The following is a 22,827-nucleotide window of genomic DNA, read 5'->3' on the forward strand; positions in this document are numbered from 1 at the left end:
TAAGGAATGAATAACCAGATGCAAATGCCAAGTGCCCGCTACGTCCTTCCGCAGTTCGAGGAACGCACAGCCTACGGTTTCAAACGCCAAGACCCATACGGCAAACTGTTCGAAGACCGAATTGTGTTCCTAGGCGTGCAGGTAGACGACGCCTCCGCGGATGACATCATGGCGCAGCTGCTCGTGTTGGAAGCCCAGGACCCGGATTCGTTGATCACCATGTACATCAACAGCCCCGGTGGGTCATTCACCGCAATGACAGCGATCTACGACACGATGCAGTACATTAAGCCGCAGATCCAAACCGTGTGCCTAGGCCAAGCTGCATCCGCCGCAGCGGTCCTGTTAGCCGGGGGCACGCCCGGACGGCGCCTCGCGCTCCCGAACGCGCGAGTGCTGATCCACCAACCCGCCATGGAAGGAGCCCGCGGGCAGGCTTCAGATATTGAAATCATTGCCGAAGAGATTGAACGCATGCGCACCTGGCTGGAGGACACACTGGCGAAACACTCCGGCCGCACCGCAGAGCAGGTTCGTCGCGACATTGACCGCGACAAGATCCTCACGGCAAATCAAGCCCTAGACTACGGCTTAATCGACCAAGTACTCACGTCGCGTAAAGCACAGCAATAGGCGCGGCTAAGTAGTACACATACCGGGTATCAACTACAGTGGTACCCGGTATATGCATTTTAGGAGGTAACCGGTGACGCGCTTTGCAGACTCGGGCGAACTGCTCAAATGCTCTTTTTGCGGCAAGAGCCAAAAACAAGTGCTGAAACTGATTGGTGGGCCCGGCGTATACATTTGCAACGAATGTATTGAGCTGTGCAACGACCTCATTCAAGAAGAACTCGCCACCCAAGAAGGTAAACCCCTTGCGAAACTACCGAAACCGAGGGAGATCTTCGACTTCCTCGGCAATTACGTGATCTCGCAAGACGACGCGAAACGCGCACTTTCCGTGGCGGTGTATAACCACTACAAGCGTCTCAACGCAGCGCAAAGTAACGGTGAGAAACTAGATATGGAACTCACCAAATCCAACATCCTCCTGCTCGGACCCACCGGAACGGGAAAAACCCACCTGGCGCGCACGCTCGCACGCATGCTCGAAGTACCATTCGCGATTGTTGACGCCACCGCGCTAACCGAAGCAGGGTACGTGGGGGAGGACGTGGAGAACATCCTCCTGAAACTCATCCAAGCTGCAGATGGCGACGTCAAACGAGCCGAACGCGGCATAATTTATATCGACGAAATCGACAAGATTGGCCGCAAAGCCGAAAACGCGTCGATTACCCGCGACGTTTCCGGTGAGGGCGTGCAGCAGGCCCTATTGAAAATTATTGAGGGAACCACCGCGTCCGTACCCCCGCAAGGTGGGCGCAAACACCCGAACCAACAGTTCTTAGAAATCGACACGTCTGGGATTCTCTTTATCGCCGCCGGCGCTTTCGCGGGCATCGACGAGATCGTGAAAGCCCGCCTTGGTCGGCGCACCACTGGGTTCAACTCCGACCTCAAATCCGCCGCTGAATACGGTGACCTCTACAAGCAAGTTACCCCTGAAGACTTGCACAAATACGGGATGATTCCCGAATTCATTGGTCGCTTGCCGGTGATCACCTCGGTGGCGCACCTGGGGGAATCAGATCTCGTGCGGGTACTAACAGAACCGAAGAACTGTTTGGTGCGCCAGTACCAGCAGCTCTTTGCGCTAGATGACGTGCAACTTCAGTTCACCCACGAGGCCCTAACCGCAGTTGCGCGCAAAGCCAACGCTCGGAAGACCGGGGCCCGGGCGCTGTCGTCCATTTTGGAGAAAACCCTTTCTCCGATCATGTTTGAGGTTCCATCGTTGCCTGAGGTCGGTCGCGTAACCGTGACCTCTGCAGTCGTCACCGACGGGGCGCAACCAGACTTAGAATTGCGCGCAGATATGCTTGAGGAATCCCAAAGTGCGTGACCCTCAAGCTGCGCGGCAACCGGAGGGTAGTGAAGCCGGGCCGGAAGCGGAAACTGGGGTACAGGCGGAGCAGCGGTGCGTGAACGAACTAGAACGCGTCCGCAAGTCAATCGATAATCTGGACGCCGCGCTTATACACATCCTGGCGGAACGGTTCCGCTGCACGCACCAGGTGGGACAGATCAAAGCCGAAAGGGGATTACCCGCCACAGATCGCGCGCGTGAGGCGGAGCAGCTACGCCGGTTTGAACAGCTCGCACGCGAATCCAACCTAGATCCCACGTTCGCGCAGAACCTACTGCGCACCATTCTCGACGAAGTGGTGCGCCACCACGAAGCACTAAAGCAGCGGGGGAGTCTACAAAGTAGCTCCGACCGTAGCTAAACATTGCCGAGTACCAGCAGAGCAAAGCTGTGCTGCGCTTGCAAACCTGGGGCATGCGCTCAACGCAAAGCTGTGCTGTGCTAGCAAACCTGGGGCGTGCGCTAAGTGCAAAACTGTGCTGAGCGCGAGTTAGTGCCTCAAAACCTCTAGCATTGACGTATGGGCCAAATTATTCAAGGGATCCTCGCAATCACGATAATAATGTTCGTTGGTTGGCTCGCACGACGAACCGGGGCTATCCGCACTGAATCCAGCGCGGTCCTCACGGACGTCGTGTACTGGATTGCGACCCCGGCACTACTATTTCACACCATCATCTCTTCGAACGTGCGGGCGGTCATCGGCAAACCTATGCTGGTCGCTGCGGGATGCGGAGTCGCTGCCGCGCTATTTTTTGTGCTCGTTAGCATCGTGTTTATCCGCCCAACCGGGTCGGATCTGGCGGTGGGCGCCATGTGCGGATCCTTGAATAACGCGGCCCACGTGGGGATTCCCATTGCGGTGTACGTTTTGGGCTCTGCAATCCATGGGGTACCCGTAATGGTGTTCCAACTAGGTTTTTTTACCCCCATGTTTTTTGTGCTCGTAGACTTCGTGTCTAGCGACCGCAAACCCACAATCTGTTCGGTGACAAAAACGGTTCTGACAAACCCCATGGTGATTGCCGCGGTACTAGGATTCGCATGTGCCTGGTGGCGTATCCGCGTGCCGACCCTGCTTATAGAATCCTCGGAAATGCTGGGGCACGCCGCGCCCGCGCTGGTGCTCATTGCATTCGGCGCGTCAATGGTGGGTAAACGCCTACGAGTACGGTCTGAACAAGGGCACCTAATCGCGCTTGCAGTGGTGAGTAAACTCGTGGTCCAACCGCTTGCTGCATTCGGTTTAGGCTACGCTCTCGACCTGCGATCGACCTCACTGATGGCCGTCACCATCATGGCTGCGCTACCCGCAGCGCAGAACTGCTTCATAGCCGCCGTGCGCGCGCGGGCCGGGGTTAAACTCGCGCAAGGCGCTGTCTTGATTACAACGATAGGCTCCCTATTCGTGTGCCTGGCAATCGCCTACGCTTTCCACCTCGCGGGCGTCGTATAAACTGCGCCGGCTAGTGCGAGAAGAACCGCGCCGGAGCAAACCGTGCTCGGACACCAGTTAAGCGAATCTGTAGCAAATGCTAGTTTTGCGTATCGGTATTAAACACTAGTTCTGCGCGTCCGTAACCGGCCCACCGTACAGATCGTTGATTTCGTCTTCGAACTGACGCAACACGAGTTCGCGTTTAACTTTCAAAGACGGAGTCAGCAAACCGTTTGCCTGCGTGAAATCCGTGGTCAAAATCTTGATCTTGCGGATCGATTCAGCCCGGGACACAGCCTGGTTAGCCCGTTCCACCGCCCGGTTCAACGCGCTTTGCACCTCCGGCTCATTCACCGCCTGGCTCAGCGTGAGCGGGGGAAGACCATGGTTCTTCAACCAACCCGGGAGCATTTCCGCATCCAACGTCACCAGTGCACCGATGAACGGGCGCTTATCGCCCACCACGACCACCTGCGAAATCAGCGGGTGTCCACGCAAACGGTCTTCCAAAATGTTCGGCGCCACGTTCTTCCCACCGGCGGTAACAATCAGCTCTTTCAACCGGCCCGTGATCCGCAAGTATCCGTCGCGATCCAGTGAACCGAAGTCGCCGGTGTGGAACCAACCGTCCTCATCTATCGACTCTGCGGTGCGTTCCGGCAGATTATGGTATCCAGAGAACACGGACGGGCCCTTCACAAGGATCTCCCGGTTTTGTGCGATCCGCACGTTCACAGTGGCAATCGGTTTGCCAACTGTGCCGATCTTACTTAAATCGGGGGTGTTAACCGCCAGGGGAGCAGTCGTCTCCGTTAAACCGTAGCCTTCTAAAACGGTGACCCCCATGCCGCGGTAGAAGTGGCCAAGCCGTTCACCGAGCGGCCCACCACCCGAAATGACGTAGTCAACATTGCCACCAAGCAGGTCTCGCAGCTTGCGGTACACGAGCGCGTCCGCCAGCTGATGCTGAGTCTTTAACACGCGCGAAGGCCCCTCTTCAGTGCTGAGTGCCCGCGAGTACTCGATCGCCGTTTTCGCTGCCCACGAGAAAGTCGTGTGCTTCAAACCGGTCCCAGCGGTTTGCTGCGCGGAGTTATAAATCTTCTCTAGCACCCGAGGAACCGCCAGTAAGTACGAAGGTCGGAACGACTCGAGGTCCGAAAGCAGGTTCTTCGTGTCCGGCGTGTGTCCCAGCACCCCCTCACCGGTAAGCTGGAATACCTCCAAGAACCGCGCGTAAACGTGGGCGAGTGGGAGGAACAGCAACAGGCGAGACTTAGAATGCTTCGCAATCTGTGGCATCCACTCGTGCCCGTTTAGGCACAGGGACGTGAAGTTAGAGTGCTTCAACTCCACTCCCTTAGGCTTCCCAGTTGTCCCAGACGTGTAAATAATCGTTGCGGTGTCGTCGATAGTTAGTTCCGACAGGCATTGCATGACGCGTTCTTGAGGTACGTCCGCAGCGTCTGCCGTTACCCGCAGCATCGCCGAGTTATCGAACGAGAAAATCTTGAGGCCCTCCACGCCACTGGAACGTGCAGCCTGAACCAACTGGTACATGACCATCGTTTCAGTGAACACTACTTTAGCGCGTGAATCCTCCAGAATATGCGCAATCTGATCCACCGAAGAAGTCTCGTAAATGGGAACAACGACAAGGCCCAAAGACCAGCCCGCGACGTCTAAGAGCGTCCACTCGTAGCGGGTGTGCGACATGATTGCAATCGCGTCCCCGCGCTTGAGTCCCATCGCTAAGAGACCGCGCGCCACGGTGTCCACCTCATCAATGAACTCACCGCCCGACACGTTGCGCCACGTGGAACCCATCTGCGACTTCTGTGCCACCACCGTGGCCTGCGGATTAGCGCGAACGCGTTCGCGAATTAGGTGCGCGATAGTCTGCTCAGGTTCAACCGTGCGTAAAATCGGCCCGTGCCACTCGACCACGTCCTGCTGGTCACCTGTGCCACCACTCAAGTTCGCTTCAGTTTCTGCTGTCATATACCCGTTCCTCAAACCTATTTCTTGCGTTTAACCCGAGGTGGGGCAACGCCCAGTTCGTAATCACTCACCACGATTTCATCGCCCGAGGAAGGTACAACCTCCATCTGACCCTCCACGTGAGTAACTTTAGCGAGATCTTCGCGCACTAGCTCAAGTAACTCCACTTGAGCGGTAGGAACCTCAAGAGACACTTTCAGGTACGGTGTGCGCGGGGACACTTTCTTTTCGGACTTGATTCGGCGCAACTTAATCAACGCTGCGGACGCGGTGTGCAGCACGTCCGGATCACCATCAACCCCATCTAGCTCAATCAGCGTGGGCCACTGCGCAGTGTGGACGGAACCAGATCGGTACCACGACCACACCTCTTCTGCGGCGAACGGTAAGAACGGGGCGAACAAACGCACCATCGTATCCACCACAATCGCCAACGCGCACCGCGCCGAAACTGCCTGCGACGCGTTCCATACGCCGTCGCGGTTGTACGCGCGTTCTTTCACCAGCTCTAAATAATCGTTGCAGAATGTCCAGAAGAACGTTTCCGATACCGACAGTGCGCGCGTGTGGTCAAAAGCCTCGAACGCGTCCGTTGCCTGCCGCACAACCTCACGCAGTTGCGCAACTACCGCCCGGTCGATATCTTCCGTCACGTGCAGCGGGTTGAGGTCTAAATCCGCCCCCTGCCCCATAGTTAACGCGAACTTTGAGGCATTAAGCAGTTTGATCGCTAGCCTACGTCCGATCTTCATCTGAGCTTCATCAAACGCCGTGTCGGCTCCCAGCCGGGCGGACGCCGCCCAGTAGCGAACCGCGTCGGAACCATGCTTTTCCAGCAGCCCCATGGGGGTCACCACGTTGCCTTTGGATTTCGACATTTTCTTGCGGTCCGGATCTAAGATCCAGCCCGAAAGCGTGGCGTGCTTCCACGGGAGGGCATCAAATTCCAGGTGCGCGCGCACCACGGTTGAGAACAACCAAGTGCGAATAATGTCATGCGCCTGCGGACGCACATCCATTGGATAAACCTTTTCGAACAACGCGTCATCGTGCAGCCACCCACCTGCAATCTGAGGAGTCAGTGACGACGTTGCCCACGTGTCCATAATGTCTGTTTCCCCGATAAACCCGCCGGCTTGCCCGCGCTGGTCCTCAGAGAAACCCTCTGGCACATCCACGGTCGGATCCACCGGAAGACGCTCTTCCGCCGGGGTTATCACGTTGTCGTAATCCACTTCCCCATCGGCATCCACGCCGTACCACAGGGGGAGGGGCACACCGAAGAATCGTTGCCGGGACACCAACCAGTCTGAGTTCAAACCCTCCACCCAGTTTTGGTAGCGAACCGACATGTAATCCGGGTGGAACTGGAGTTGCTTCCCGCGGGCAAGCAGTTCCGCGTTCAACGATTCCTCACAGCCGGGTCGCGTGTAGTCGCGCCCACCGTTGCGGATATACCACTGCCGCGACGTGACAATCTCCAGGGGCTTATCGCCTTTCTCAAAGAAGTTCGTCATCCGCTGCGTCGGTTCCGGTTCACCTTTCATTTCCCCGGTTTCCGCCAGGTGCTCCACCACGACTTTCCGGGCGGAGAAAACGGTTTTACCAGCACATTCGGCGTACAGGGCGCGGCCGCCCTCATCGGTAATCCAATCGGGCACATCCTGTTTTATCCGCCCGTTGCGTGCTAACACGGGACGGGTAGGCAGGTCCAGTTCGCGCCACCACTGCACGTCGGTGACGTCACCGAACGTACAGCACATCGCGATCCCCGCACCCTTGTCCATCTCTGCCGCCGGGTGCGCAAGCACGGGTACCTCAACGTTAAAACCGGGGGAGCGCACAGTAGACCCAAACAAATCCTGGTACCGCGCGTCATCCGGGTGCGCAATCAAGGCAACACAAGCAGGAAGCAGTTCTGGACGCGTCGTCTCAATCATGACGTCCGCCCCATCCGGCTTGTGGAACGCTAACGCATGGTAGTGCCCCGGGTACTCGCGCGCCTCCAACTCAGCCTGCGCCACCGCCGTCTGGAACGTCACGTCCCACAGTCCCGGTGCCTGCGCCTGATACGCTTCCCCCCGCGCCAAGTTACGCAAAAACGCGGCCTGCGCTACTTTCTGCGCCCGCTTCCCAATTGTCTGGTAGTTGTGATCCCAATCTACCGACAGGCCAAGCCGTCGCCACAGGGCCTCAAACGACTTCTCATCCTCAACCGTGAGCCGCTCGCACAACTCCACGAAGTTTTTGCGAGAAATCGGGACTTGGTCGCGGTTTTTAATAGATTTACCCGTCCCACCCTCATGAGGGGGTGTGAAACTCGGATCGTAAGGCAAAGACGGATCGCACCGAACCCCGTAGTAATTCTGTACGCGACGCTCCGTAGGAAGGCCGTTGTCATCCCAACCCATGGGGTAAAACACGGACTTACCACGCATGCGCTGGTAGCGGGCGAGCGTGTCCGTGTGCGTGTAAGAAAAAACGTGGCCCACGTGCAGAGAACCCGACACAGTTGGGGGAGGAGTGTCTATTGAAAACACTTGCGAGCGGTCCACGTCCTCATTGAACGCATACACATCCGAATCATTCCAACGCGTCGACCACTTTTCTTCTAACCCATCTGCGCTCACCCGATCGGGAACCGTGGGAGCGGGGAGTGTGCGCTGTATCTTAGATTGTGATGCGGACATTACCGTGTCGATCTCTTCCTCTACGTCGGGTAAACCTGGTGCGCATACCGCAAAAGGATACGCGCTGCCAATCTTACCAACTTTTACCCCCTAGACGCGCAACCGATTTCATCGCGCTAATTTCACCGCGTTGTTTTCACAAAGACGCTTTCACAGAGCCGGATTCAAAGGGCCGCTTCTACAGCGCTAGTTTTATAGCGGCGCTTTCATCGCTTTGTTTTCACAGCGCTTGTTTCAAAGCGCCGTTTTCATCCGCGTCACGTACTCTTCCACAGCTTCCTCAAGGTGCTCCGGGTCGGTCTTGCCCACTAGTTCCATTAGTGCTGACCCGACCGCGATCCCGTCTGCCAGTGCCCCCAGCTGCTGAGCCTGCTCAGGGGTGGTGATGCCCGTCCCCACAACACACGGGATATCGGTATGGGACCTGACTTCCTGAACCATCGCCTCAACATTCTGTGCGGCATCCGCTTGGATCCCCGCCCCGCCGAGGGAGGCCATGACGTAAATGAAACCTGGCGCGCCTGAGGCAATAGCTTCAATGCGGTTCTTCGACGTTGGGGCAACCGTTCTGATTAGCGCGATTCCACTAGCCTCACACTGCGGTGCGAACTCCGCGCTTTCCTCCAGAGGAACATCGGGAATCACGAGCCCATCTACTCCCACCTCGCGGCACCGATTCAAGAACTGCTGCGTTCCGTAGCAAAATGGGACGTTGGCATAGGTCGACAGTACGATCGGGACGGACACGTCTGCACGCAGGTCCGCCACGAGGTCCAGGACATCGTCGGTGCTCGTGCCGGATTCGAGCGCTGCTGCGCACGCCCGCTGCATGATTGGCCCCTCGGCAGTCGGGTCGGAAAACGGAACGGCTACCTGCACCGCATCCGCGCCCGCCGCCACGGCAGCACGAACCACGCGGTGCGTGTCCTCAAGGGAAGGATATCCGGCCGTCACGCACGGCACGAACGCTTTCCCGTGGTCAAACGCTGTTTTAATACGAGTGTTATTCATGGATATCCTCCCCGCGGTAACGAGCGATCGCCGCCACGTCCTTGTCGCCGCGGCCCGACAGGTTAATCACAATAATCTGATCTCGTTCCATCGTGGGAGCGAGTTTCATTCCATACGCGACCGCGTGCGCGGACTCAATCGCGGGAATAATGCCCTCGACGCGTGACAAGTACTCAAATGCCGCCACCGCGTCCTCATCCCCCACAGGCACGTACTCGGCCCGACCCACATCCTTTAGGTACGCGTGTTCCGGCCCCGCCCCGGGGTAATCCAACCCCGCGGAAATGGAGTAAACCGGGCGGATCTGGCCGGCGGAATCCTGGCAGAAATACGATTTCATGCCGTGAAAAATCCCCACCGACCCCGTGGTCAAAGTAGCCGCGGTATCGGGCGAATCAACACCGCGACCCGCGCCCTCACAACCAATTAGGCGCACACTCGGATCAGAAATGAAATGATAAAACGCGCCAATCGCGTTGGAGCCCCCACCGAAACACGCCAGCACCGCGTCTGGCAAACACCCTTCGGCCGCGAAAAGCTGCGCCTTAATTTCGCGCGAAATCACCGCTTGGAAATCGCGCACCATGGTTGGGAACGGGTGCGGCCCCATCACAGAGCCTAAGCAATAGTGCGTATCTTCCAGGTTCGCGACCCATTCTTGCATGGTCGCAGACACGGCATCTTTCAACGTTGCGGTACCCGCAGTTACGGGCACCACGCGCGCGCCCAAAAGCCGCATGCGATACACGTTCAAAGCTTGTCGCCGCGTGTCCTGTTCGCCCATGTAAATAACGCAGTCCATACCGAACAGGGCCGCTGCCGTAGCGGTCGCGACCCCGTGCTGACCCGCCCCAGTTTCTGCAATCAAACGAGTTTTCCCCATTTTCTTCGCAAGTAACGCCTGTCCGAGCACGTTGTTGATTTTGTGCGCCCCAGTGTGGTTCAGGTCTTCGCGTTTCAAATAAATCTTTGCCCCACCCAGTTCCCGCGTGAGGTTACGCGCAAAGTACAGCCGGGACGGGCGGCCCGCGTAATCATCCAACAGTGCTTTCAGCTCCGCGTTGAATCCGGGGTCATCTTTGTAATAGTTGTATGCCTGCTCGAGTTCGGTGACGGCATTCATGAGGGCCTCTGGGATGTATTGGCCTCCGTGAATGCCAAAACGTCCAGTTGTAGTAGTCATTCGTTTTCCTTTGGCGTGTAGTTTTAAGCGTGCTGTACAGACGCGTGTGTTAAGTACAGGTGTTCTTAGTGCAGTTGGCGATATTCACCGGGTGCACTGCCATTTAGGTTCGCAATCATTTTCCGCTGAGGATACGTGCTTTAGCACCAGTTTTTAGCGCAATCCATGCTTGGGTGTGCGGACATGTAAGTGCTGCAGAAAGCCTTGCGGAAAAGCTGCGAGGAAAAGATTAAAGTTTGAAGAAGATTCTGAATGCGTGCTTACCCACGCCAGCGGGCAGCAGCATTAAAGGAACTGCTACGCCATCGCCACTGAAATTCAAACTTACGCATGCTTTAACTGTACGGGGTGAAATGAAGCCGCGTTACCCCTGTTTCAAAACTTGAGACGTCAAGTGGGGCAGTGGTGAGACACGAGGTGCTGCCTGCATCCTTGCAAACAGCACCCCAATGTGCACAAGTGCCTCTATTCCTCCAACTCGGCGTATTCCTCCAACTCGGCGTATTCCTCCAACTCGGCGTATTCCCCAACTGGCGGGCGCATTTACCCGACTCAGTGCCCGCATTTACCCGAGTACAGGGCCGGGGTATCTAAGCTAGCGGCCGGGCCTATCCACGTTTCTGGTTGGGCAGAGCCAAGTTCGCGGCTCTATCTGACTTCGCGACCGGGCCTACCTGGGGGAGCGGGGTTGTTTACCCGAGTTCGTTGTCGCGTTTTACCGCGGCGTCGACTGCTTTCACCAGCGCCGGTGCCAACCCAGCTTCTTGCGCTGCCAGCAATCCGGCGACGGTGGTGCCACCGGGGGAGGACACACGATCCATCAAGTTCGCCGGAATTTGCCCTTCCTGCAATTCTGCCTGCACGAGCGCTGCAGAACCCAGCATTGCCTGCGCCACGATCCGAGTAGCTGCGTCTTTAGTCAACCCGTGTTTAACGCCGGCGCGGGCCAGGGCGTCGACGATTGCGTACAGCCAGCACGGCGAACACCCCGCGAGCGCAGCAAAGGCCGCGAACTGGCTTTCTTCCACCACCATCGTCTCACCCACGGCACCCATTAGTTCTTCCGCCTTCGCAACCTGTTCGTCACCCGCGTGTTTACCAGCAGCAATCCCCGTCATGGACTGCCCGATTTGCGCGTTCACGTTAGGCATTACGCGAACCACCGGCACGTTACCCACGTGGTCTTCAATGGTGCTGGTTTTGATTCCCGCTGCCAGTGAAATAACTGTTTTTTCGCTCGTGAGGGACTTCGCAATCTCGTCTGCTACCGCGGTGATCCCCGCGGGTTTTACTCCCAGGACAATGAGGTCGCACGTCTTTGCCAACTCGCTGTTTGATTTGGCCACGTGAGCGCCAATGCGTTTCGCTAGCGCGGGAGCACTCTTCCCGGATCGGTCGGTGAGCCATACGTCTTCGCCAGATACCGTGCCAGACTGTACGGCTCCAGAAGCGATAGCACCAACCATGTTGCCGCTGCCAATAAACCCGATGCGCATGTGTGTCTCCTTACCTGTGGACGAATGATTTACACAGTTTCGATACAAAATACTCTATCCACAACCTGATGGTGAGGCGCGTGCAAACAATCGTCAGAACCGCAGAATATGAACTATGGACTACGATCCTTCGAAACTAGCGCAACTGCGTGAACGCGTTTACGCCCGGCACCGTGAGGGCGCGGATCTGGCGGCTTCGCACGCTGCGCAGCGTCCCCTGCTGCGGTTCCTCCCGTCGCCACTGGCGGTAATCGCGCTCGTTACAGTACTGTGTATCGCACTCGTGCTCGTGTTCGTAACCGGTGGGTTCAGTCAATGTTCACGTGCAGACGGTGATGCGGACGGTGCGCCGACCAGCGGTAAGAACGCCGATTCGAGCGGGCAAACCGATAGTGATCAATCACAGGCATCGGGGCCGGCGGCGCAAGCTTCAGCTCAGAGCTCAGAACCAGGCGTGGGGCCAAACGGGTCGGCGTCCGGCACAATGGTCGTGCAAGTATCGGGCGCGGTGAAAACCCCAAAAGTGGTGAAAATTCCAGCTGGTAGCCGCGGAGTTGATGCCGTCGATGCAGCCGGTGGGCTTGCAGAAAAAGCCGACCTGAGCTCAGTCAACCTAGCTAAACCCCTAAGTGATGGCGAGCACTTGCACGTAGCGAAAGTTGGGGAAGCGCCTCCAGCTGCGGCGGCGGCCGGATCGGAAAATGCCTCTGCCGGTCCAACCGGGAACGGGGGAGCGGGATGCGTGAACCTTCAGCAGGCCGATGAGGCTACCTTGCAAACCCTCAACGGGGTTGGGCCAGCACTGGCTAAACGCATCCTTGACTACCGGGCGTCGAACCCGTTGCGCTCACCGGAGGACCTACAGAACGTGAGCGGGATTGGACCAAAAAAGTTTGAATCCCTCAAGGAACAGTTGTGTCCGTAACCTACCGGCGGTATGTGGACCTGCGGCTCCTGCTACCAGCCGCGAGCGCGTGGGCAGGAGCAGCATACGCAGTTACGGTGACGCTGGCGAACGGGCGCGCCCAAGTTGTCGCCCTCACCATGGTGGTGCTGATTAGCTCGGTAATAATCGGGGTGCGGCCGTTTGCCCGGCGCGGAAAACACGCCCGATACCCAACTGGATCTGCGTCCTTACTGGGCGTACTCAGCGGGTTTTGTTTCCTAGCCGCGGCCCTCAGTGGCGTGCTCGCCGCAACTACCTACATGAATACTTCCCTGTACCACGCCAATGGGCAACGAGTGTGCGTTCACGGAGCTGCACAGAACCCAAAACAAACGGAGTATTCGACGTGGCTCACCACAGTGAATCTGCAGGTTGCGCGCGGCCAGGTGGTTTTGTCAACGAAAACCCGCCTGCCTGTGCGCGCTGGCGACACAATCCGCACGTGCGGCGTACTGCGTTCTTTCGGTGCTGCACCAACTTATGGGATTATTAAACCCACCGCGCTTCAACCGGTGCCAAGCACGGGGATTCGCGCTCAGCTGCGCGCCGCACTGGAACAGAACACAAAGGCCCTCACACCGGACCAGCGGGGCCTGATTACGGGCATGAGCATTGGTGACTCCAGCATGTTGTCAACTGAAACCGCGGCCGCTATGCGCGCCACTTCCACCACCCACCTCACTGCGATTTCCGGCACGCACCTGGGAATAATTCTTGCCACAATAAATCTACTAATCCCCGGGCGGGGGAAGATAAAAGCCACCACTATGCTCGGGGCGCTGCTGATGCTCGTTAGCGTAGTGGGGCTGCAGCCATCGCTTGTGCGCGCCGGTACCATGTGCCTAGCTGTGACGGTCGGGTCACAATTGGGACGAACTGGCCAGTCATTGAGCGCACTGTGCGCCACCGCGATTTGTTGGCTTCTCATAAACCCGTGGCTGGCCCGCAGCTACGGGTTCGCACTGTCCGTGTGCGCAACAGTTGCCGTGCTGTTCGTACTCGAACGCGAACGAACCGCCGCGACCCAGGGAAGAGCCAAATCCTCCGGCATGCTGGGGCGCATCTGCGGTTTGTTTGCCGTGGGACTCGCAGTTCAAGTGTTCACCACTCCGCTCCTACTCGCCATGACCGGCACGTACCCACTATTTGCAATCCCAGCGAACATCCTCGTGGCACCCGCAGTAGCCCCAACCACGCTCTTGGGATTACTGGCTTTCATTTGCCCAATCCCCGCACTCAGCACCGCGATCGCCCACCTGGCGAGCTGGAGTGCCCAATGGATTATCCAGGTCACAACCCTGCTTGCCGAGCTTCCTCACGCCAGTTTGCAAGGAAGCAGCGCGCGAATTGCATGCGTCATCACAGTGGTCGCAGTGCCGATCGGATGGTGGGTGTGGGCGCGTTACCGCGGGCGCTCACCACTCCTCATGCACCATTGGATCACGCGCAAACCGACCACCCGTATCCAACAGCGCTAACGCATCCATCTGCGCATCCGAAAGAGAGAAATCGTAAATCGCAAGGTTCTCCCGATTCCTCTCCGGCTTCGAAGACACCGACAGGGGAACCACCCCGCACTGCAGTGCCCACCGCAACACAACCTGAGCGGGAGACCGCCCCACCTGCTGCGCAATATTCACCACTAAATGCTGCGACAACAGATCCTCACCGGGGCCCAGAGGCCGCCACGCTTGCGTAACAATCTGCTTAGAACGGTGATAGTCCCGGGCGCTGCGCTGCTGAATCACCGCTGACAACTGAATCTGGTTCACCACCGGGCAAACCCCCGTGTGCTCAATCAGCTCATCAATCTGGCTGGGAAGAAAATTCGACACCCCAATGTGCTTCGTTTTCCCTTCCTCGCGCAGCTTGATCAACTCCTCCCAGGTGCGCAGGTACAGGCCACGTGACGGATTAGGCCAGTGAATAAGCGTCAGATCCACGTAATCTAACCGCAGGCGACGCAACGACTCCTCCAACCCCGTGCGGGTCGCCTCCCCCTGATCACCCCCAGCAATTTTTGTTTGCACAAACAAGTCCGACCGCGCCACCTGGGACCGCTTGATCGCCTCGCCCAACGCGGCCTCATTATTGTACTGAGCAGCCGTATCGACCAGGCGGTGACCATCGCGCAAAGCCTGCGTAAACAACTCCACACCTTTCAACCCCATGTGCGGGTAGGTGCCTAAACCAGACGAGTAGATCTGCCCGCCATCGAGCAGTGGTAGTTGGGAAAGCCCGGGTTGATTCGTCATAACTCCTCCTCGTAAGTATCCGAAAAACAACCTTCCCCTTCAGACTACGAGAAGTGGCGCGCAACAGCGCACCATAAACACTGCCCGGCCACGAAGTGCGAACACCCCCGGTGTCAACCCCCAGTGCGAAAACTCCCGGTCTCAAGGTTTGACGCATCCATCTTGACAGCAGCGGGTTCGAAAAAAACTGGGGGGTGTGGCATTGTTTTAACCATGGCACGGAAGAAAACAGGGGCGCAAAACTGGACTGCTGCGCGTCTGGCACCGGTAGTTTTAGTTAAATCCGAAGAACCCTTATTGGGCGACCGCGCGGTGGCGAACCTGCGCGGACAAGCGCTCAAGAAGAATCCGGATCTTGACGTGCAAACCCTTTACGCGCCCCGTTACGAAAGCGGTCAGTTACAGATCCGCACCTCGCCCTCCCTGTTTGAGGAACCCCGGTTCATCCTGGTAGATGACGCGCAGGACTACCCAGCGTCCCTCGTGACTGACACGGCGCAATACCTGGAACAACCACTCGCGGACACCACGGTGGTGTATCGCCACAACGGGAAAACCGGTAAGCGGAAACTCCTCGACCTGCTTTCGAAAGCTCAGGTCCCCACCTATGAGGCGTCCGCGATGACGCGGCTGCGCGACAAAATGGCGTTCATTGAATCGGAAGTGCACGCGCAAGGGCGTAAAATCGAGCGTTCTGCCGTGCAGATGCTGATCGACGCCCTCGGATCGGACGTGGCGGAACTAGTGGCCGTGACACACCAGCTCCTAGCGGACGTAAACGGAACGATAACCGAGGCGGATGTGCGCCAATACCAGGCAGGAAAGGTTGAGACCACGGGGTTTGCCGTGGTGGACGCTGCGGTGTCGGGAAATCTGGCTCGATCACTCCTTTTGTTGCGGTCGGCTTTGGCGCAGGGCATCGCCCCCGCGGCGCTCACGGGTGCGGCGGCCATGAAGATCCGTCAGCTCGCGAAAGTGTCAGTACGGCCGCGTCCCACAGCGCGTGAGTTGAAGATGGCGCCATGGCAAATCGACAGGGCCGCGCGCGAGCTCCGCGGGTGGAATGAAACCCGGTTAGCTCATGCAATTAATGCGGTTGCGAAAGCAGATCATGAGGTTAAGGGTGCATCTAAAGATCCGCATTACGCCCTCGAATGCATGCTGAAAACTATCAGTGGGCGCGTGCGCATGTGAAGACGAGCAGGGGTATGAAAAAAGAGCGGGACGATCCCGCTCTTTTTCTTCACGTGTCTGATCCGATTCCGCGATTGCGCGTGAACCAGAATCTCACGAGCTGTGTTAGAACACTTTTACTAGGCGCTATAAGCGCCGACGTTACATAGCGTTAACTTGCTTGGCCAGTTTTGACTGGCGGGTAGCAGCCTGGTTCTTGTGAATAACGCCTTTGGAAGCTGCCTTGTCGAGCTTCCGGCCTGCCGCACGCAGAGCTTCCTGCGCGGCCTCCTGATCACCAGCCGCGATCGCCTCGCGCGTCCGACGCACGTAGGTCTTCAACTCAGACTTAACAGACTGGTTGCGTAGACGACGCTTCTCGTTCGTCTTGTTGCGCTTAATCTGAGACTTAATGTTTGCCACAGTGTTTACACTCTCTTTTGTCGATTACAGGGTCGGTGAGGGCGCGTTGGGTCTTGGACCAAAAGTGGGGGACACTCGAGCGCGAAAAACCCAACCTCATCCCGGAACCCGACCAGGTCCAGAATTCAGTCATTAACTCTACCAGTAAACGCCTCTTGCTTGATAGTGGGATCCGCGTCAAAACAAGTGAAGGTGCTCACCTTAACCGGTATCCCCGGAGCGTAATTGCCCAAGAAAATAGTAGATAACAATTCCGCTCCTTTACTTAACAGGCCCGTAGCGCTGACTACCGTTACTTCTACTTAACAGGCCCGTAGCGCTAACTACCGTTACTTCTACTTAACAGGCCCGTAGCGCTGACTACCGCTACTTCACTAAGCCGGACCCGTGCCGCTAACTGATAGAGGCGATCAGCAACCCCACCGCAGTTATAAGTGTTAGCGCGCCCGTGATTGGAATAGACACGGCGGTCAGCACAAAAGACGCCAGCGTGTAGCGGAAATCCTGGTTCAGCCACTGCGCATCGTAATCGGGGGCCAATAAGTGGCGTAAGCTCCGCTGCGCCGCTTCGACGCGAGGAAAAAACCGGGCGGTGCGTCTAGAGTATTCGGCACGCGCACTGCCGATCCGCTCCCCACTTTTACGCGCGGCCTCCTGCAGTCGCTGCGCAGGCTCAGACGAAGAGTCTTCTACGGTAACCACTTCGCGCGGGCCCGAACGAGCAATGGCTTTTGCCAGCGAGTACCGCCGGTAAGCGAAGAAACCGGTGCATGCAAAAGCGGCGGCAGCGATGACGAGCATAATCCACCAGCCGGCACCCCCGTATAACGCTGCGCCCAGCATGTTCGCTACCGCCAGCACTCCGGCGCTAAGTAAAGCCAGGCGAATCAGAAGCCGACCCGGTACCTAAACTGCGTTGCGCGTAAACCGCTGCTGCGCACCACTCACATCCACGGGGACTGGGGGATTCTTGCGATCGTCAAACGAGTGCACAACCTCACCTTCCATAACTTAGAGAACGAGACTCATCAGATTTGAGCTATCTCGCCGCACACCGACCCCACCTACAACCTAGAAACCTAGACTCGAGCCGGGGTTGATGACGGATAGCAGTCTAACTCAACCACCTGAACGACAGCTTGACCCCCTATAGTGGGTGCTACCCACGCGTTTACCCTAAACCGAATGGAGCGGACAGCACCTCAAGAACAAAAACCGTCTTGCGAAACTACACAACGCGCGCCGATAGGCAGAAAAGTTTGCGTTGCAAAACGGAACGTCTTGCTTTGCAGGACAAAACGGTTTGCAGCGCGCTATCGGCAACTAGAAACCAGCGGCTAGAAAACAGCTAAGAGTCAGCGAAACACAAGGAGGCCTCGGAATGGAAGCAGTGTCAATCCCCGCGGTGCGTTCCGCCCTAAAGGTCGTGTACACACCGGGAATCACTATTGATTCTCCAATCGGGCTGCGCAACGATCCACTGACCGCAACAATCCTGCAGCGAGGCCGGGAATGGTCAAAAGAACTGTGGGAAGCACGCTACCAACGCACCCCATCGGAAATGCGTGAGTACGCACAGTGGCTTGAAGACGCCGACGGGGTAGCGTTCACCGAATGGAGTAAACGCGCGTTCGCGCTAGCGGGCGCATACGAGGTGATCGCATCCGCGTGGGAACGGGAAGTGCTCACGGAAGAAGAAGACCGGGCCCGCGCGCAGCTGCAAGCCATGGCGGATCGGGCACAGCGAATCCAAACAAACCAGCACTGGCTGTGGATATTCGCCTGCCTGCTCGTATTCTGCGGTTTCTTCTTTGTGGGGCCCGCAACCAGTGCCGCGTTAGTGGGAATGCGGATCGTGCTGTACGGCGCTGCTGGGCTGCTGCTGGTGGGCTACGGGTTCGCCCGCTGGTACGTGGGACGCCTTGACCGCAAGGCGCAAAAACAGGGCGTTACCCTCGCACAAATCCGCCACCAGCAAGTAAATAAACCGCAGCTTTGGATGGGGGAGGGCCTGTCGCATCAACGCATTCTAAACTTCGCTAACTGGGCTCTCATGTCGACCCCGCCGAAAGGTAGTTTTATTCCTTTAGATCCCCCAGTACCTCAGGAATATGAAGGGCCGGAGGCAGAAAAACTCGACGAATGGCACACGCAGGTACTGGACCTGGCGCACCGGTGGTACCGCGAGTGGCAGACGAAATATGATCAAAAGGGCGAGGGAATTCGGTAAATCCGTGAGTGCATGCAACAATTGCGCACAGCAGTAGTGAAAGGTGGGGTCAGTTGCCTCAAGTTACGGATGGGCAGTTAAAGTCTATTGAACCGGGACGAACGGATCCGAAGTGGATCCGAAACTTCTGCATCATAGCGCACATTGATCATGGGAAGTCCACGCTCGCGGACCGTATGTTGCAGCTAACCGGAATCGTGGAGCAACGCCTAATGCGTGACCAGTACCTAGACCGCATGGACATTGAACGCGAACGCGGCATCACAATCAAATCCCAAGCGGTACGCATGCCGTGGGCGGTGGATGGGAACGCGTACGCGTTGAACATGATTGACACGCCCGGTCACGTCGATTTTACGTATGAGGTATCGCGCTCACTCGCCGCGTGCGAGGGGGCGGTGCTGCTCATCGACGCAGCGCAGGGGATTGAAGCTCAAACGTTGGCGAACCTCTATCTGGCGATGGAACACGACCTCGAAATCATTCCGGTGCTCAATAAAATCGACCTGCCGGGCGCGATGCCAGAAAAACACGCGGAAGAGATCGCGCAACTCATCGGCTGCGATCCGAGCGACATCCTCCAGGTGTCTGGGAAAACCGGGGCGGGGGTAGAAGAGCTGCTGGACGCGATCATTGAACGCATCCCAGCGCCAACGGGGGGCGATGGGCCGGCGCGCGCACTGATTTTCGACAGTGTTTACGACATCTACCGCGGGGTAGTGACCTACATCCGGGTGGTCGACGGGGAACTGAAACCCCGCGAGCGGGTGCGGATGCTCGCCACGGGCACGCACCACGAGGTGTTGGAACTGGGGGTTATATCCCCGGAACCAACCGGCACCAAAGGTCTGGGCGTAGGGGAAGTAGGGTACCTAATTACCGGGGTGAAAGACGTGCGCCAGTCGAAAGTGGGGGACACGGTCACCACCGTGGTGCGGGGCGCAGATGACCCCCTGCCGGGCTACGAAGAGCCTCTCCCAATGGTGTACTCGGGCATCTACCCGATTGACGGATCAGACTTCCCGGTGCTGCGGGAGGCGCTTGAGAAACTTCAGTTGAACGACGCGTCCCTCACTTTTGAACCCGAGTCGTCTGCGGCACTTGGATTTGGATTCCGCTGCGGCTTCTTGGGGTTGCTGCACTTGGAGATCATCCGGGAGCGGCTTGAACGCGAGTTCGACCTCGCGCTTATCGCCACCGCGCCGAACGTGATTTATGACGTGGTGGCCGAAGATGGGACGACGGTTGAAGTGACGAACCCGTCGGAGTTTCCAGACGGGAAGATCGCGCAGGTGCGCGAACCGATTGTGGATGCCACGATCCTCACGCCTTCGGACTACGTGGGGCGGGTAATGGAACTGTGTCAAGACCGGCGCGGGGACATGAAAAACATGGAGTACCTGTCGCAAGATCGCGTGGAGATCCACTACACGCTGCCACTTGCCGAAATCGTGTTCGACTTCTTCGACCAGCTGAAATCCCGCACCCGCGGGTACGCTTCTTTGGATTATCACAGCGCGGGTGAGCAGGCAGCGGACTTGGTTCGGGTGGACATTTTGCTGAACGGCGAGCAGGTGGATGCGTTCTCGGCGATCGTCCACCGTGACAGTGCCTACCAGTACGGCGTGATGATGACTAAGAAACTGAAGGAACTGATTCCCCGCCAGCAGTTCGAAGTGCCCGTACAGGCCGCGATTGGTTCGAGGGTGATTGCCCGCGAGACGATTCGGGCGTTGCGTAAGGACATGCTCGCGAAGTGTTATGGCGGCGATATTTCGCGCAAACGGAAACTGTTGGAAAAGCAGAAGGAAGGGAAGAAGCGGATGAAGGCGATTGGGCGGGTCGACGTGCCGCAAGAGGCGTTCATCGCGGCCCTGACTTCGGATGCTCCGACCGGTAAGTCCGGTAAATCTGCGGGGAAGTAGTGTGGATATAAAGTACCCGGCTCGAACCAAATCGTTTGCCCGGCGCGGGCGGCCACTGCACGATGCAATGGAACGCGTGTGGGCTGAGCACGCAGAGGAGTACGTTGCGCAGGTGCCACGCGATGGGGGATTGACCACGGTGGATCCGCGGTTCCAGTTAGATCTACAGGCACTATTCGTTCGCGTTGCCCCGCTCGTTGTAGAGGTGGGGACCGGGAACGGGGAGCAGCTGGTTGCGTACGCGCAGTCGCATCCGGATGTTAATTGCCTTGGGGTTGAGGTGTGGCGCCCGGGGTTGGCGAAAACAGTGGCGCGGGCCGTGCGGGAGGGCGTGCATAACCTCCGGCTGGTGGAGGCCGACGCCGCGCAGGCACTTCCGACCCTGCTGCCGGCAGCGTGCGCGCGGGAGGTGTGGACGTTCTTCCCAGACCCATGGCGCAAGGCCCGGCATCGCAAACGTCGGTTGGTGAACGAGGCGTTTGCTGGTACCGTGGCGCGCTTGCTTCAAGATGGTGGGGTGTGGCGGCTAGCTACGGACTGGCCGGATTACGCATGGCAGATGCGGGATGTGGTAGAAGCCAGCGCGTGGTTTGAAAACCCGTATGCGGGTGAGCGCGTTGCAGAGGAAGATCCGCGGGGTGCACACGGTGGGTTTGCACCGCGGTTCGCGGATCGGATTCGCACGCGGTTTGAGACCCGGGGCGTGGAAGCGGGCCGGGTAGCCCGGGACGTTGTGGGAGTGCGCGTAGAGCGGTGACTTTTTCCGTATCCCCACGCAGCATCGAACCCGGTCGCGATCTAGCACTGTACATTCACGTTCCGTTTTGTACGGTGCGGTGTGGTTATTGCGATTTCAACACGTACACGCGCGGGTTCGGCGCGGGCGCGGATTTGGATTCGTACCACCAATCAGTTTTGGCCGAAATTGACCTGGCGGCCCGCACCCTTGCCCCTTTTGAGCACCGGCCGGTTTGTTCCATTTTTTTTGGAGGCGGCACCCCGTCTTTACTGGACAGTAGCCATCTGCAGGTTATTTTGGACTATGTGGCGACGCGCATCCCGGTGGCTGCGGATGCGGAAATTACGCTTGAGGCCAACCCGGATACTGTGGATGCGCAGCGGTTTGAAAGGATTGCGGCCGCGGGGGTGAACCGGATTTCGATGGGGATGCAGTCGGGGGTCAAACACGTGTTGGACACGTTGGATCGCACGCATGATCCGGAGCGTATTCCCAGCCTCGTGCAAGCGGGGCAGCGGGCCGGTTTGGACGTGTCTTTAGATCTGATCTACGGCACCCCGGGGGAGAGCCTGGAGGATTGGCAGTGCAGTATAGAAACGGCGCTGGCAGCGCAGCCGGATCACATTTCCACTTACGCCCTGGTGATTGAACCCGGCACTAAGATGGGGCGCCTAGTGCGCAAGGGGGATTTGCCGCAGCCAGATCCTGATGATGAGGCTGCGAAATACGAGATTGCAGACCGGATGCTCAGCGCTGACGGTTATGCGTGGTACGAGATTTCTAACTGGGCGAAACTTGAGCCCGGTGAAACTCGTGGCCAAACCAGCCTCGTGCACGCGTCTGTGCACAACCTCGCGTATTGGAAAAACGCGGACTGGTGGGGAGTGGGCCCGGGCGCGCACTCTCATTTGGGCACGACCCGATGGTGGAACCGCAAACACCCGCGGGCGTGGGCGGATTCACTAGCGGCCGGAGAGCCGGCTGCGGGTAGTGAAGAACTAACGGCTGAGGACCAGTTGTTGGAGCGCGTCATGCTCAATATTCGCACCGCAGACGGGTTAGCCCTAACTGAGATTCCCGCGCCACTGCGCGGGCGCGTACAAGAGCTCGTGGGCGATGGATTACTCGACCCGGCGCAAGTGGAAAACGGCCGCGCAATGTTGACCCTGCGGGGCAGGCTGTTAGCGGATTACGTAACGCGCGTGCTCACCCCCTAGCGTGGGCTTCCCCCTAAGTACGAGGTTTTCGCTGCATCCGGGCTTTCCATTGGGCCGGGGTTGCACAAATTAACGTTGGGTGCGGTCCAGGTGGCGCTACACGCGTG

19 protein-coding genes are annotated in these 22,827 nt (G+C 58.0%); 11 read left to right on the forward strand and 8 right to left on the reverse strand.

Annotated features, from left to right (window positions below):
- Window positions 1-6 precede the first annotated feature (6 nt).
- From QS713_RS05185 to QS713_RS05200, 4 genes are all read left to right on the forward strand, one after another.
- Entirely contained in the window at window positions 7-633 is a 627-nt protein-coding gene (locus tag QS713_RS05185; RefSeq protein ID WP_313273035.1) for an ATP-dependent Clp protease proteolytic subunit, read from the forward strand.
- A gap of 73 nt (window positions 634-706) precedes the next feature.
- Entirely contained in the window at window positions 707-1,969 is a 1,263-nt protein-coding gene (clpX, locus tag QS713_RS05190) for an ATP-dependent Clp protease ATP-binding subunit ClpX (protein WP_102215960.1), read from the forward strand.
- Window positions 1,962-2,354 carry a chorismate mutase gene (locus QS713_RS05195; RefSeq protein WP_313273039.1) on the forward strand — a complete coding sequence of 131 codons (393 nt, stop codon included), beginning with the start codon at window positions 1,962-1,964 and terminating at the stop codon, window positions 2,352-2,354. Before clpX ends, QS713_RS05195 begins: the two co-directional genes overlap by 8 nt.
- A gap of 159 nt (window positions 2,355-2,513) precedes the next feature.
- A complete protein-coding gene (locus QS713_RS05200) occupies window positions 2,514-3,449 on the forward strand; it encodes an AEC family transporter (RefSeq protein WP_313273042.1) in 936 nt (311 codons plus the stop codon).
- Window positions 3,450-3,554: 105 nt separating this feature from the next.
- Here QS713_RS05200 and QS713_RS05205 read toward each other — a convergent pair whose 3' ends face one another.
- The 5 genes from QS713_RS05205 to proC form a co-directional block, all read right to left on the reverse strand.
- Window positions 3,555-5,432 (reverse strand): AMP-dependent synthetase/ligase, encoded by a 1,878-nt coding sequence (locus tag QS713_RS05205; protein ID WP_313273045.1) that lies wholly within the window; start codon window positions 5,430-5,432, stop codon window positions 3,555-3,557.
- 17 nt (window positions 5,433-5,449) lie between these two features.
- Window positions 5,450-8,122: a valine--tRNA ligase gene (gene valS / locus QS713_RS05210; RefSeq protein WP_313273047.1), complete on the reverse strand. Its 2,673-nt coding sequence runs from the start codon at window positions 8,120-8,122 to the stop codon at window positions 5,450-5,452.
- A gap of 234 nt (window positions 8,123-8,356) precedes the next feature.
- Complete coding sequence (gene trpA, locus QS713_RS05215) at window positions 8,357-9,133, reverse strand: tryptophan synthase subunit alpha (RefSeq protein ID WP_313273048.1); 777 nt, start codon at window positions 9,131-9,133, stop codon at window positions 8,357-8,359.
- Complete coding sequence (trpB, locus tag QS713_RS05220) at window positions 9,126-10,316, reverse strand: tryptophan synthase subunit beta (RefSeq protein WP_313273049.1); 1,191 nt, start codon at window positions 10,314-10,316, stop codon at window positions 9,126-9,128. Before trpB ends, trpA begins: the two co-directional genes overlap by 8 nt.
- 692 nt (window positions 10,317-11,008) lie before the next feature.
- Complete coding sequence (gene proC, locus QS713_RS05225; RefSeq protein WP_313273051.1) at window positions 11,009-11,812, reverse strand: pyrroline-5-carboxylate reductase; 804 nt, start codon at window positions 11,810-11,812, stop codon at window positions 11,009-11,011.
- A gap of 115 nt (window positions 11,813-11,927) precedes the next feature.
- On the opposite strand from proC, the gene QS713_RS05230 reads away from it, so the two are divergent.
- Window positions 11,928-12,737, forward strand: coding sequence for a ComEA family DNA-binding protein (locus tag QS713_RS05230; protein WP_313273052.1), 810 nt, complete (start codon window positions 11,928-11,930; stop codon window positions 12,735-12,737).
- Entirely contained in the window at window positions 12,728-14,236 is a 1,509-nt protein-coding gene (locus QS713_RS05235; RefSeq protein ID WP_313273054.1) for a ComEC/Rec2 family competence protein, read from the forward strand. Before QS713_RS05230 ends, QS713_RS05235 begins: the two co-directional genes overlap by 10 nt.
- Here QS713_RS05235 and QS713_RS05240 read toward each other — a convergent pair.
- Entirely contained in the window at window positions 14,174-15,013 is an 840-nt protein-coding gene (locus QS713_RS05240) for an aldo/keto reductase (protein ID WP_313273056.1), read from the reverse strand. The genes QS713_RS05235 and QS713_RS05240 overlap by 63 nt on opposite strands.
- A 213-nt stretch (window positions 15,014-15,226) precedes the next feature.
- Here QS713_RS05240 and holA point away from each other — a divergent pair, with 213 nt between their 5' ends.
- Window positions 15,227-16,207 carry a DNA polymerase III subunit delta gene (holA, locus tag QS713_RS05245; protein WP_313273058.1) on the forward strand — a complete coding sequence of 327 codons (981 nt, stop codon included), beginning with the start codon at window positions 15,227-15,229 and terminating at the stop codon, window positions 16,205-16,207.
- 141 nt (window positions 16,208-16,348) lie between these two features.
- Here the strand turns inward: holA and rpsT are convergent, their stop codons facing one another.
- Together rpsT and QS713_RS05255 are read right to left on the reverse strand one after the other, a co-directional pair.
- Window positions 16,349-16,609: a 30S ribosomal protein S20 gene (gene rpsT / locus QS713_RS05250; RefSeq protein WP_102215949.1), complete on the reverse strand. Its 261-nt coding sequence runs from the start codon at window positions 16,607-16,609 to the stop codon at window positions 16,349-16,351.
- Between the two features lie 393 nt (window positions 16,610-17,002).
- Window positions 17,003-17,470 carry a hypothetical protein gene (locus QS713_RS05255; RefSeq protein ID WP_313273061.1) on the reverse strand — a complete coding sequence of 156 codons (468 nt, stop codon included), beginning with the start codon at window positions 17,468-17,470 and terminating at the stop codon, window positions 17,003-17,005.
- A 520-nt stretch (window positions 17,471-17,990) separates the two neighbouring features.
- On the opposite strand from QS713_RS05255, the gene QS713_RS05260 reads away from it, so the two are divergent.
- From QS713_RS05260 to hemW, 4 genes are read left to right on the forward strand one after another with little or no spacing between them, the layout of a single operon-like run.
- Window positions 17,991-18,839 carry a hypothetical protein gene (locus QS713_RS05260; protein ID WP_313273063.1) on the forward strand — a complete coding sequence of 283 codons (849 nt, stop codon included), beginning with the start codon at window positions 17,991-17,993 and terminating at the stop codon, window positions 18,837-18,839.
- A gap of 53 nt (window positions 18,840-18,892) precedes the next feature.
- Window positions 18,893-20,764 (forward strand): translation elongation factor 4, encoded by a 1,872-nt coding sequence (gene lepA, locus QS713_RS05265; protein WP_376779556.1) that lies wholly within the window; start codon window positions 18,893-18,895, stop codon window positions 20,762-20,764.
- Window positions 20,724-21,521 carry a tRNA (guanosine(46)-N7)-methyltransferase TrmB gene (trmB, locus tag QS713_RS05270; protein ID WP_313273065.1) on the forward strand — a complete coding sequence of 266 codons (798 nt, stop codon included), beginning with the start codon at window positions 20,724-20,726 and terminating at the stop codon, window positions 21,519-21,521. The genes lepA and trmB overlap by 41 nt, the downstream gene beginning before the upstream one ends.
- Window positions 21,518-22,720 (forward strand): radical SAM family heme chaperone HemW, encoded by a 1,203-nt coding sequence (hemW, locus tag QS713_RS05275; protein WP_313273066.1) that lies wholly within the window; start codon window positions 21,518-21,520, stop codon window positions 22,718-22,720. Before trmB ends, hemW begins: the two co-directional genes overlap by 4 nt.
- Window positions 22,721-22,827: the final 107 nt, after the last annotated feature.

The organism is Gleimia hominis (genome assembly GCF_032085515.1).
GTDB lineage: Bacteria > Actinomycetota > Actinomycetes > Actinomycetales > Actinomycetaceae > Gleimia > Gleimia hominis.